The sequence below is a fragment of the Dokdonia sp. PRO95 genome, from assembly GCF_000355805.1.
Taxonomy (GTDB): domain Bacteria; phylum Bacteroidota; class Bacteroidia; order Flavobacteriales; family Flavobacteriaceae; genus Dokdonia.
The window spans coordinates 840,501-853,024 of the sequence record NZ_CM001837.1; the positions used below are offsets into that span (position 1 = coordinate 840,501).

A 12,524-nucleotide genomic window follows, 5' to 3' on the forward strand; every position below is an offset into this window, starting at 1 on the left:
AAACTAAGCAGTAAAAGAGTTAATCACCTTCAAAAAGTCTTCACGGTTTTTAACAAAATCAAGATCTGAGATGTCTATAATCTTTACATTAAGATTATGCTGTCCCTTTATAAAATCTAGATACCCTTGATTGATTTTTTCTAGGTACTCTGGAGCAATACTTTTCTCATAACTACGGCCACGCTTCTTTATATTTTTAAGCAAACGCTCCGTGTTTTGATATAAATACACATACAAGTCTGGTTGTGGCATATCTTTATACATCATCTCGTGGAGACGCTTGTACAGCACATACTCTTCTTCTTGTAATGTAACTTGTGCAAAGATGAGCGATTTATACCTGTCATAATCTGCACACATAAAGTCTTTAAACAAATCAAACTGACCAATATCATCAAGCAATTGCTGATAGCGATCTGCTAGAAAAGACATTTCTAGAGGGAAGGCAAACCTATCTGGGTCTTTGTAAAATTTAGGTAAAAATGCATTGTCTTTAAATCGCTCTAAAATGAGCTTTGCATTAAACTCCTCAGAGATCATTGTAGCGAGACTTGTTTTACCAGCGCCTATATTACCTTCTATCGCTATATAATTGTAACCACCTAGATCTATACTGTCTTGTGGCTTCTTGAGCCACTTTGCTTGCTTTGTTAATGTGCTATCATCTTCACAGTTTTCTAGCAGCTCTGTAAAAGACTTATTAAAAACAGGAGCTACATCTTCTGCACTTATATCTACGAGCGGCTGCAATACAAAACGACGCTTGAGCATATGCTCGTGCGGTATGGTTAACCGCTCTGTTTGCTTAACAACATCGTCATATAGTAATATGTCTATATCGATATATCGTGATTGATATCCTTCTCCTTCTGTTTTATCTCTACCTAATAACTTTTCTATAGCTTGCGTTGCATCTAAGAGCTTACTTGCAGATAGTGATGTTTCCATCTTTACAGCACAGTTATGAAAATCTGCTCCCTCAAAACCCCAAGCTGGGCTTTGATACACTGGTGAGATTTTGCGCACACGACCTACACGCTCAAAAAGCAATTGAATTGCATTATTGAGTGCCTCGTACGTATTACCTTGATTACTGCCTAATGATAAGTATATAGTATGCAATGAGATAGCTGTTCTAAGTTGGGCTTAAGATTTCACAACAAATTAAGGAAATCAAAATCACAATGCCCTAATTTTGAAATTGAAGTTATTAAGAAAATGAATCAAATCTCTAGTCACTTAAATTCAAAGGACTTACAACTAGCCTATCGCATCTATTTTACACTAGGTGCTCTTTTTATATGTGCCCTGGTGGTATCTAACCTTATATTTCAAAAATTCTTTAGCTGGGACTTTTTTGGCATTTATACTTTTGAGATTTCTGTAGGGATACTTCCTTACCCTATCACCTTTCTTATTACCGATATTGTAAGTGAGATTTACGGAAGAAAAAAAGCAAACCAGATGGTCACTGCTGGCATTTTTGCTTCTCTATTTTCGTTACTCATCGTTTATGTGGCAAAAGTAGTTCCTGCTACTAGCTGGTCGCCTGTAAGTGATAGTCTCTTTACCACCGTATTTGGCGCTACGGCGCTGGCGGTTTTTGCAAGTATGATGGCATACTTACTTGCGCAATATGTTGATATACACATTTATCATTTTTGGAAACGAGTAACCAAGGGCAAACACCTCTGGCTCAGAAATAACTTCTCCACCTTTTTATCACAATTTATAGATACGGCAAGTGTGCTTTTGCTCTTGTGCGCTTTTGGACTAATAGAATGGAATTTATTCGGCGGACTATTATTAGGTGGATTCTTATTTAAAATTCTCGTAGCGGCATTCGACACACCGTTCCTTTATCTAGGTGTATGGTTATTTAAGAAACGTTTTAACCTTGAAGAAGGAGAAGAAATTAAGCTCCCTATATAAACAAGTATATTCACACTAAGGCAGATAGTAAAAGACAACATTAGAAAACAACAAATGAAAAAGATATTTAAAATTATAGGCATAGTAGTTCTTGTACTTGTTATCGTGCTGGCTGCTTCTCCATTTTTGTTTAGAGGAAAACTAGAAGACCTCCTCAAGGAAACCATAAACAATAACCTCAACGCTCAAGTAGAATGGTCTTCTCTGGATTTAAGCCTCTTTAGGAGCTTTCCTGATGCTACGGTTATTGTAAATGAATTTACGGTAATAAACAACGCACCATTTGCTGGTGACACACTTGCTAGTGGTAAAGAAATACGCATTGAGATGGGCGTTACCCAACTCTTTAAGAATACTGCAGATGAGCCTATTGCTATAGAGGCACTATCACTTCTAGAAGCAAACGTACACGTGCAAGTAGACTCCTTAGGTAATGCAAATTATGATATTGTAAAAGAGACACCGACTACAGAGACTACTACTGAGGAGAGCTCAGAACCTTTTGTTTTTAACTTACAAGAGTACAGCCTCGTAGACTCAAAAATAATTTATGACGATCGCTCTACACAAACCCACTTAGAACTTACAGAGGTAAACCATACTGGTTCTGGAGATTTTTCGGCTATTGAGAGTGAACTTGATACAAAGACCCACGCTGTAGTATCTTTTGATTATGGCGGCACACATTACTTAGACGGGCACGACCTAGACCTCGAGGCTGTAATCCAAATGGAGCTAGAAAAACAGAAATATACTTTTAAGGAAAACCTAGCCAAAATAAACGAACTCCCACTAGAGTTTAATGGTTTCATAGAGCTTCTAGAAGATGGTAATCTTATGGACTTATCGTTCAAAACGCCTTCATCAGATTTCAAGAACTTTCTAGCTCTAATCCCTAAAGAATATAGAGCAAATCTCGATGGGGTGGAAACGAGTGGCGATTTTCGCGTAAGCGGAATTATAAAAGGGAAAACAACGGAGACTAACATCCCAAATCTTGATATTGAGATTGTGTCTAACAATGCTTCTTTTAAGTATCCTGATCTCCCTAAAAGAATGAACAACATCAATATAGATGTAAAGATTAAAAATGATACTGGCATTACAGAACTTACTTATATCGAGATAAACGACTTACGTTTTAAGATTGACCAGGACACCTTTACGGCAAAGGGAACACTTAAAAACTTGATGGGTAATATGCTTGTTAATCTTGACCTAGATGGTGCGCTAGACTTAGGTAACATTGACAAGGTGTATCCTCTTAACCTAGACCAGCCGCTTCAAGGTAGACTGGTTGCAGATGTGGTGACGAGTTTTGATATGAACGCTGTCGAGAAGCAACAGTATCAAAATATAAAAAGCTCTGGTAATGCTACACTTAGTGACTTCACTTATAGCACTCCAGAACTGCCTAATCCCATTGCTATACAAAATGCAGATGTGAGTTTTAAAACCGGTAATATTGCACTTAACTCATTTGCCGCAACAAGTGGAACTTCAGACATAAATGCAACGGGATCTATAGAAAACCTCATCCCTTTTGTAATGTCTAAGGAAGATTTAAAAGGGCGTTTTGACGTGACCTCAAAGGTGTTTAATCTAGATGATTTTGCAACCAGCACAGCAACTACAACAGGCACTTCACCAGCCAGTACAGGCGAGAGTGATACCGCTGTACAAATTCCAGATTTTCTAGATGCCTCTGTAAACTTTAATGCCGCAAAGGTAATTTATGATGGGCTAGAACTTAGTAATACAAAGGGTAGCGTGACCATTGCAAATGAGCAGGCATCATTAAGCAATCTTAACTCTGGCATCTTTGGCGGTGCGGCAGGACTCTCTGGATCTGTCACCACACGTGATGGTGCTCCTACTTTTAATATGACTGTAGACTTGAGCAGTATAGACATAGACCGCTCATTTAAGGAACTAGAGATGCTGCAAGGACTTGCTCCTATTGCAAAGGCACTACAAGGCGCGCTCAATACCAAAATACAATTGCAGGGACAGCTGGATGACAACTTCAGCCCTATACTTAGCACCATTTCTGGAGATGCCTTTGCAGAGATTTTGACCGCAGATGTAGATGCAGATAAAATGCCGCTTCTTAATCTCCTATCGCAAAAACTTGATTTTATAAATCTTGACGACCTGAAACTAGACAAGCTCAAAACAAGCCTTACATTTAATGATGGTCAGGTGGCTGTAAAGCCTTTTGATTTTAACATAAAAGGAATTAATGTACAAGTAAGCGGTGGACATAGCTTTACAAATGAGATGAACTACACCCTCAACCTTGATCTCCCTGCAAAATATCTAGGCGGAGACGTGAGCGGATTACTCTCAAAACTTACAGATGCCGAAAAAGAGAACATCCATATAGACGTTCCTGTTTCCCTTTCGGGAAATTTTACTGCGCCTAAGGTAGACCTTAACTTAAAAGCAGCTACAACAGCGCTTACTAACCAGATTATAGAGATCCAAAAGCAACGCGCAAAAGACAAAGTGGAAGATAAACTTACTGATGTATTAGGAGGTCTTTTAGGTGGAAACAAAACAACACCAAACACTACTGCGACAGATAGCACAACGACTGACACACAGACTCCTCAAAACACCACCACAACCCCAAAAGCCGAAGATGCCATTAAAGATGTTGCCACGGGAATATTAGGTGGTCTCTTTGGGAAAAAGAAAACAACAAAAGAAACAGTGAAGGATACGGTTAATTAATGAAGTAGTAACTCAAGTTATGATGTGGTGTATATATATTCCGCTTTCGCGAAAGCGGGATACTACCCCTCATCATCTACCTTAATCTCGTTGAGCTCTTCGTTTTTATACTTGGCATAGTCGAAACCACTCTTCCACCAGATTTTCATTTTTTCTTTATTAAAAATGAGCGAATTTGTAGTGAGCACTGTAGGTGTATAATAGAAGTTAATTATCGCCTCTTTTTGATTGGCTGCATATTTACCTATGGTGATATTTTGCTTTTCGATTCGGTCCATCATAAAGCCGTGTAGATTGCTCAACAGGGAGAACACGTTAGTAGAAGGGAGATTGTTATAATAAGTAACTTCTGTTTCTAATATGATTACATCTATCTCTGTTGCGCCACGCTCTACAGCTTCTTTAATAGGCACAAGCGCGCCAAAACCTCCATCTGCATACTCGCATCCATTTTTTGACGCAAGACTCATAAAAGGGATATAATTGCACGACATCCATACCCAGTCACAAAAATCTTCGTAGGTCTCTTCCTTACTGGATTTATATTCCGTTTTATGAAGTGAGAGATTAGAAACTGTGACTAGTACTTCTTTACCACTAGCCTGTAGCTGTTCATAATTTTCACGCGTAAAGGTTTTTTCTATAAGCTTGCGTAGCTTCTTACTTTCCCCAAAGGTTTTAGAGCCTTTTAAAAAATTGCGCAGTACGCTCCAGTGATCAATAGCAATAGTTTGCTCACCCCATTTGTCTTTTTTAATTACAAAAGGACAAACATTAAAAATAGCATTTTGATTTACAGAGGTGTATACCTCTTTTATCTTTTCGATATTTTGAAGAGCAAGATGAGGCACTAATAGACTTCCTGTAGAGGTGCCTACAAGCATATCATAGTCCTTTCCCATTTCTTGCATAAGGTACTGAGCAACACCGCCGCCAAAAGCGCCTTTACTTCCTCCTCCTGAAATGACTAATGCTCGCATTGTGGGTTCTCTTTGAGCTTAGAAAAATAAGGTTTTTAATTAAGAAATGAGGGTTTTGTTGAGGTACGCTTTCGCGAAAGCGTTAAAAGAAAAACATCCCACCGTCATTTGTTTCTCCCTTTTTACCTAGCGTATTGAACTTCCAGCTAAGGCTAAGCATAAAGTATTGCTCCAAAACTGTGCTCTGTACATCTTGTATAAAGTTTGCATTTGCCGTACGCCTTGCATTTGTGTTTTGATCTAGCACATCATATACTTTTAAGGTTGCTGTGGCGCGATCTTTTGCAAATGAATAAGCAAGTGTCGAGTTCCAAAAAACTGCACTTCGCTGGAAATCTGATGCAATATTAGGGTTGTAATTATAATTAATATCGTTGCGCCACTCCCAGTTTTTGGGAACAAACAAAGCCGTTCCCAATGAAATATTATGAGAAACAAAGTCCTGATCTTCAAAAGCATCTAGACCAAACTGAGTATTTGAAATAGAGATATTATAACTAGGTCTTACTTCAAACAGGTTTTTCCAAGTGTATGTAAAATTTACACGCGGTGTTAGAGATCTCGTTTTACTAGCGTATTGCACTTCATTATTAAAGTTTACATTACGCCCAAAGTTTGTGTAAATGCCTCCGCCATATTTTATACTATGTAAGGAGTCTATTTTTACTTTTTTATTATAACCTCCTCCTGCTCCTATGCTATAATTGCCATTTACATTTACATAGGTAGTACGACTTACTAGGTTGTCATCTATGGTAGTTTTACGTACAATAGCATCGTTTGTAAACCTTCCATTTCCATTAATATACCATCCGCCTCCTTTTTGAAAGTCATAATTATTGAATCCTCCATAAAAGTTATAATCATTAGATGGTGCTAGGTTAGGATTACCCTCTACAATATTAAGTGGGTCTGAAACATCTACAAATGGATTAAGTTGTGTTACTTCTGGAGGTCTGTTACTCTTACCTAGACTTGCATACATAGACGCTTTTGGGCTAAACCTATAGTTAATATACGTGTCAAGTTCTAATGCTTCAAAATTTTGCTTGATATCTAATTCTGGGCGCAAGTTGTCATTATTTTCTAGGGTGCGAAATACGTATCCTGCACTTACGTTAATATTGAGTTTCTCTCCATCTAAATTAAGCCCCAGTTTAGGCGTTGTGCGTGAATTTCGACCTTCAAAATCTGTACTTAGTTCTTGATTGAGGATACTATACTGCTGCGTTACTTCATCAAAGTCAAAGGTATTTCTCTTGCGTTTTCTACTATCGCTACGGTGACCAAAATCTACATCAAGAAATAACTTTTTGGCTACTAGAGGAACTCTATACGTAAGATTAAGGTTGTAACCATCAAGTTTAGTTTCTCCATCTGTAAACTGATTACGATTAATTTCTGATGGGTTATCGCCAAATATCTCTGTGTTTGAAACTATAAAATCTTCGCTCTCCTGTCTATTGATTTCGTTTTGAACACGAGCTCTTACATAGGCTCCTTTATCACCCCATTTCTTAGTAACACTGAAGGTGTTTTCAAAATTCTTTCCTTGATCTGTTACGAAGTTATTAGTTGCCGATTCATTAATTCTCTCACCTTCTTCATTAAGTGATTCCTCTGTACGGTTGAAGCTTGTCTCACTGTTTGCAAAGGAAAATTTTGGCTTGATATTAATGAGTAGCGTAGAATCCTTCTTTATATTTATAGTAGTATTAATACTATGATTATCTGAATTTGAATCATTGCGAGAATCGCTGTTTGTAAAAAACCTTCTGTCTGGAAGAATATTCTCTCGCTCTACACGAGTCTCATCAAAAGAGTTTGCTGCCGAGTAAAAATAATCCATATTTGCATCAAAGCCTTTTGCATACTCATCTGTATAATTTGCTCCTACACTGCGGCTATTTACAATTCCTTGTCCGCCACCAAAGCTTCTGCCGTCAATACCGAAACTTCCGTTGCCGTTGAAGTAGACGCTTCTTCCTCCTCCAAACATTTTTCTTATCTCTCCAAAACTAAATCCAGCCGAATTAATATTATTTCCTCCTGCAAGTACACTGATGCGTCGCTCATTATCAAAGGCGTTTACAATACCTGCATATTCAAAACGATTATCTGTCCCACCACCAGCAGCAACTCTCCCGAAGACTCCCTTATTCTTCTCTTCTGAGATGGTAAGATTAATGGTCTTACTTTCTTGATCACCATCTTCACCAGCAAAGGCCTCATCATCTGTCTTAGTATCTACTACTTGTATTTTTTCTACTATTTCTTTAGTAAGGTTGCGCGTGGCAATTGTTGGGTCATCGCCAAAGAATGGCTTACCATTTACTAAGATTTTATTTACTTCTTTACCATTTACTAAGATCTTACCACTCTCGTCTACCTCAACACCTGGAAGTTCCTTGAGTAAGTCTTCTATATTTGCATCTTTCTTAGTCTTAAAAGAAGAAACATTAAATTCTAGCGTATCTTTTTTTACAGTTACTGGAGCTCTACTTTTTACAACGACTTCGCCCAAAGTATTTGTTGAAGGTGCTACCTCTATATCACCAAGCGTAATATCTCCAGCACTTAAATCTACATTCTTCGTGAAGTTCTCATAACCTAGAAAGGAGATATTTACACGTGCATTAGTCTCTTGTGCGCGACCTTCTAGTTGAAATAATCCTTCTTGGTTTGTAATCGTATAGGTTATGAGTGTACTGTCTTTTACGGTCTCTAAGAATACCGTAGCTGCTTCCAGCGTTTGTTTTGAATCCTTGTCTTTAAGAGTTCCTGTAATTGAAAAATTTTGCGCCTGCAGAGCAATAGAGAAGAATAGACCTGTCGCGAGGAGTACTAGTTGATTGATTCGCATTATATACGGTTGATTGATTGATGTTTACCAAATAAACAATGATTACTTCCAAATGATATACTGATAGTTAAATTTTAATAAATATTTAACAGGTCATTTTCTACTCAACCTGAACTCATAACAGATTATTAACTCATACTAGAATACGAGAAGCGTATGTTTGTACAACTAACCCTTAAACCAAATATCATGAATAAAATCATTAAAGGACTTATTGCCGCTTATGGTGCAAAAAAACTAGGTGGTGGCTGCATAAGCACCATTATTATCTTCTTTATTATTTTTTGGCTTCTAGGGTTATTGGGATAATGTTCAAAAAAGCATTTTAATGGCTACAAATAGCCGTTTGCAGATTATAATAAACTAAAAAAGCTATCAGATGTCTGATAGCTTTTTTAGTTTGTTTCGTTTTCACGAAAGTGTACTTCTAATTATTTTTTTCTAAAATAGATAGAAATAGGCACTCCTGAGAAATCATAAGCTGCACGAAGTTTATTTTCTAAAAATCTTCTGTAGCCTTCTTTGAGATACTGTGGTAAATTACAGAACAACGCAAATTGTGGTTGCGGTGTAGGAAGTTGCATACAGTACTTAATCTTCACGTATTTACCTTTAATGGCTGGCGGTGGAAATGCCTCTACTAATGGCAAGAAGAACTCATTAAGTTCGCTTGTTTTAATACGCTTCGTTTTGCTTTCATATACTTTTACAGCAGTTTCAATTGCTTTAAAAATACGTTGCTTTTCAAGTACAGAGATAAATACAATAGGCACATCTGTAAATGGTTCTATTTGCTGTCTTATGTGCTTTTCAAATTCTTTCATTGTATTAGTCTTCTTTTCTACAAGATCCCACTTGTTTACTAAGATTACTATTCCTTTTCTGTTGCGTTCTGCAAGCCAAAATATGTTTTGCACCTGACCATCAAATCCTCTTGTTGCATCAACTACGAGCAAAATAACATCTGCGTGCTCGATAGCTCTTACGGATCTCATAACCGAGTAAAACTCAAGATCTTCTTTTACCTTAGCCTTACGACGTATACCAGCTGTATCTACAAGGTTAAACTCAAACCCAAAGCGATTGTACTTTGTGTCCATCGCATCACGAGTAGTCCCTGCGATATCTGTTACTATATAACGTTCCTCACCTATTAATGCATTTATAAAAGAGGATTTTCCTGCGTTAGGACGACCTACCACAGCAAAGCGTGGCAATTCATCTTTATCTTCCTCTTCTACTTGTTCTGGAAGAGCCTCTACAACAGCATCAAGTAAATCTCCTGTTCCGCTTCCATTTGTTGCAGCTATAGTGTAATAATCACCTAATCCAAGGTTATAAAACTCTACAGCATCTGCCGCACGCTTATTATTATCTACTTTATTTACAGCAAGGAAAATAGGTTTTTTTGATCTACGTAGTAGTGTTGCAACCTCTTCATCCATCCCAGTGATACCGTGCTCTACATCTACCATAAAGATGATAGCATCTGCCTCATCTATGGCAAGCTCTACTTGCTTGTCTATCTCTGCTTCAAAAACGTCATCACTTCCTACTACATATCCTCCTGTGTCGATAACGGTAAATTCGCGACCGTTCCAGTCTGTTTTTCCGTAATGACGATCACGCGTCACTCCACTTACGGCATCTACAATCGCCTCACGACGTTGCACTAGACGGTTAAAAAAGGTAGACTTCCCTACATTAGGGCGTCCTACGATAGCTACTATGGTACTCATTGTAAATTTTTTAGGTGTGCAAAGATAGCGTTAATCTACAGTCTTATGCATTTAAATGATTGTTCTCTTTATACCAACATTTTGGGATGTAAATTTCGTAAATCCTAAGGATATGATAAACTCTTGTCTATCCATATGATTATAACGTAGCTTTACCAACTACTATGATCATTATCGCATATATACTTACCCTTTTTATAGGACTTATAGGAGCCATAATCGCCACGCTACCACCTAGCGCGACGAATCTTGCTGTAGTAAAATACACTAGTGACAAAGGACTTACTAAAGGACTTCACCTAGCTTATGGAGCTGCACTTGGAGAGGTCTTTATTGCAGGACTTGCCCTTGCTTTTGGGGTGCTTGCAAAACGATTATTTGAAAAACATGAGTGGATACAGATCACTTTTATTGTTCTCATGATAGCTGCAGGGATCTATTTTCTCTCAAAAAAGACTAAAAAAACCGATAGTGAATCATCAAGCAGACCTAAGCGTTTCATTAATGGCCTCTTACTAGGAGGACTTAATATTCCAATGTTCATTTACTGGACTGCGATATTCTCTATAAGTTCTAGGTATGTTATTTTAGACAAGAACTCTCCGTGGCTTCTTATTATATTTTTCTTAATTGGAGTTTTTGCAGGTAAATTTGGACTTCTTTACCTCTATGGAAGAGCTAGCGAGTATATGACTTCAAACTTTGCAAAATTTAAAGGAAAGCTCAACAAAATTATAGGCTTTGTACTTATAGTTGCTGGTGTAATCCAAGCCATAAAACTTGTAATTGCTGAATAATTTATCAACGATTTAGTAAGCTTTTATAAAAGCACTCCACTAAGTCATTATGATTTTTACAGCATTACTTATAGGCATTATTACTACCATTCTCGGGGCACTTCCTCCGGGAGCATCAAATCTTGCTGTAATCAAAACCTCCCTAAATGAATCACAACACGAATCTTTAAAGATAAGTTATGGTGCTGGACTGGGAGAGGTACTACTTGCCTTTATAGCATTTTCTTCTGGTATGGTTGTACAAGATTTTTTTGAAATGAATCTCTGGGTACAATACTTAGTCGCTACAATTCTCGCTATGGCAGGGCTCTACTTTATTCTTAAAAAAAAGGATTACCCGAAACGTAAAAGACAAAAATCATCTAAATACCTTTTAGGATTCACACTAAGCATTATTAATCCGCCAGTACTAGTGTATTGGATTTTGGTTTTTTCTTTACTCGGAAAATGGTTGTCCAGTACCGCATCTGACTCTACGTTATGGCTGGCACTATTTCTTAGTGGTGTCTTTATAGGAAAGGTTGCAACACTCTATGGCTACAGTAGATTTGGTTCTCATATTCAAAAAAAGAAATCTTCTTCAGAGAGTAGTATTAATCGCTATATAGGCGTAACACTTATTATTTTGGCCTGCATGCAAGTTATCAAGCTGACTTTCATTTAAGAAAGTACTTCTAGGCGTACTACATACCCTTCCCAGCTACGCACGTTAAATACGGTATCATCTTCAAAAAGAAGATACTGTCCTTTAATCCCTTTTAAAACACCTTCATAAGCCGGAGTTTTGTCTAGATTAAGCGTTTTTAATTTTTCTGGATATTTATCTACTGGAAAATGAATATGAGTCTCCTCATTACTAGGAATGAAATACTGCTGTGCCTCTTCTGGTATATATTTTTTAAGTTCATCACGATATTCCGCGAGGTTTACATCTTCAATGTCATTTTTGAGCATCTTGCGCCAGTTCGTTTTATCTGAAACATGTTCTTTAAGCGCTAGTTCTGTTATACCAGCTAGGTATCTATTAGGCACTTCAACAATCTCTACTGCTTCATGGGCACCTTGATCTATCCACCTTGTAGGCACCTGTGTCTTACGTGTCACTCCTACCTTTACATTACTTGAGTTTGCTAGATATACAATATGAGGTTGTAATTGCACCTTTTTCTCGTATTCTAGATCTCTCTCTTCTTCACCTAAATGCGCTTTAGAAAGCTCAGGTTTCATAATCCAATCGGCAGCTTGTGGTACTTTGTAAAAATCATCATAACAATATCCTTGACGGAAAATCTTTTTATTTTCGCCACAAGCGAGACATTCGTACCTTACAAATTCTAGATGCAACCTTTTTCCTAAGAGTTGATTCATCTGTATGAAGTCACCATCCATTACTAAATAGTAATTTATAGGATCTGTGTGCTCCGTTTGCATTTTTCTAAGGACACCTTGGTATTGCATTTAAGAAAACTTTGATTAC

The 12,524-nt window shown here is 37.5% G+C and carries 9 protein-coding genes; 4 read left to right on the forward strand and 5 right to left on the reverse strand.

Features of this window, described 5'->3' with window-relative positions:
- Positions 1-3 precede the first annotated feature (3 nt).
- Positions 4-1,122: a 2-amino-4-hydroxy-6-hydroxymethyldihydropteridine diphosphokinase gene (folK, locus tag D017_RS03620; protein WP_035334697.1), complete on the reverse strand. Its 1,119-nt coding sequence runs from the start codon at positions 1,120-1,122 to the stop codon at positions 4-6.
- 96 nt (positions 1,123-1,218) lie between these two features.
- Between folK and D017_RS03625 the strand changes: the two genes are divergently transcribed.
- Together D017_RS03625 and D017_RS03630 are read left to right on the forward strand one after the other, a co-directional pair.
- Positions 1,219-1,932 carry a queuosine precursor transporter gene (locus tag D017_RS03625; protein ID WP_035334698.1) on the forward strand — a complete coding sequence of 238 codons (714 nt, stop codon included), beginning with the start codon at positions 1,219-1,221 and terminating at the stop codon, positions 1,930-1,932.
- A gap of 54 nt (positions 1,933-1,986) precedes the next feature.
- The gene (locus D017_RS03630) at positions 1,987-4,668 is read left to right on the forward strand and encodes an AsmA-like C-terminal region-containing protein (protein ID WP_035334699.1); all 2,682 of its coding nucleotides are present in this window, start codon (positions 1,987-1,989) and stop codon (positions 4,666-4,668) included.
- Positions 4,669-4,730: 62 nt separating this feature from the next.
- Here D017_RS03630 and D017_RS03635 read toward each other — a convergent pair whose 3' ends face one another.
- The 3 genes from D017_RS03635 to der form a co-directional block, all read right to left on the reverse strand.
- Entirely contained in the window at positions 4,731-5,648 is a 918-nt protein-coding gene (locus D017_RS03635) for a patatin-like phospholipase family protein (RefSeq protein ID WP_035334700.1), read from the reverse strand.
- Positions 5,649-5,730: 82 nt separating this feature from the next.
- Positions 5,731-8,511: an outer membrane beta-barrel protein gene (locus D017_RS03640; protein WP_035334701.1), complete on the reverse strand. Its 2,781-nt coding sequence runs from the start codon at positions 8,509-8,511 to the stop codon at positions 5,731-5,733.
- A gap of 431 nt (positions 8,512-8,942) precedes the next feature.
- The gene (gene der, locus D017_RS03650) at positions 8,943-10,250 is read right to left on the reverse strand and encodes a ribosome biogenesis GTPase Der (protein ID WP_035334702.1); all 1,308 of its coding nucleotides are present in this window, start codon (positions 10,248-10,250) and stop codon (positions 8,943-8,945) included.
- A 164-nt stretch (positions 10,251-10,414) separates the two neighbouring features.
- On the opposite strand from der, the gene D017_RS03655 reads away from it, so the two are divergent.
- On the forward strand, positions 10,415-11,047 hold the full coding sequence (locus tag D017_RS03655; protein ID WP_035334703.1) for a LysE family transporter: 633 nt from the start codon (positions 10,415-10,417) through the stop codon (positions 11,045-11,047).
- Between the two features lie 49 nt (positions 11,048-11,096).
- Positions 11,097-11,711 carry a LysE family transporter gene (locus D017_RS03660; RefSeq protein WP_035334705.1) on the forward strand — a complete coding sequence of 205 codons (615 nt, stop codon included), beginning with the start codon at positions 11,097-11,099 and terminating at the stop codon, positions 11,709-11,711.
- Here D017_RS03660 and D017_RS03665 read toward each other — a convergent pair.
- Positions 11,708-12,505, reverse strand: coding sequence for a DUF2797 domain-containing protein (locus D017_RS03665; RefSeq protein WP_035334707.1), 798 nt, complete (start codon positions 12,503-12,505; stop codon positions 11,708-11,710). The genes D017_RS03660 and D017_RS03665 overlap by 4 nt on opposite strands.
- Between the last annotated feature and the right edge of the window lie 19 nt (positions 12,506-12,524).

Excerpts from the sequence above, each read along its gene's own strand:
- D017_RS03655 (WP_035334703.1), top strand. The coding sequence starts at position 10,415 with ATGATCATTATCGCATATATACTTACCCTTTTTATAGGACTTATAGGA.
- D017_RS03630 (WP_035334699.1), top strand. The coding sequence starts at position 1,987 with ATGAAAAAGATATTTAAAATTATAGGCATAGTAGTTCTTGTACTTGTT.
- der (WP_035334702.1), bottom strand. The coding sequence starts at position 10,250 with ATGAGTACCATAGTAGCTATCGTAGGACGCCCTAATGTAGGGAAGTCT.
- D017_RS03640 (WP_035334701.1), bottom strand. The coding sequence starts at position 8,511 with ATGCGAATCAATCAACTAGTACTCCTCGCGACAGGTCTATTCTTCTCT.
- D017_RS03660 (WP_035334705.1), top strand. The coding sequence starts at position 11,097 with ATGATTTTTACAGCATTACTTATAGGCATTATTACTACCATTCTCGGG.
- D017_RS03665 (WP_035334707.1), bottom strand. The coding sequence starts at position 12,505 with ATGCAATACCAAGGTGTCCTTAGAAAAATGCAAACGGAGCACACAGAT.
- D017_RS03635 (WP_035334700.1), bottom strand. The coding sequence starts at position 5,648 with ATGCGAGCATTAGTCATTTCAGGAGGAGGAAGTAAAGGCGCTTTTGGC.
- D017_RS03625 (WP_035334698.1), top strand. The coding sequence starts at position 1,219 with ATGAATCAAATCTCTAGTCACTTAAATTCAAAGGACTTACAACTAGCC.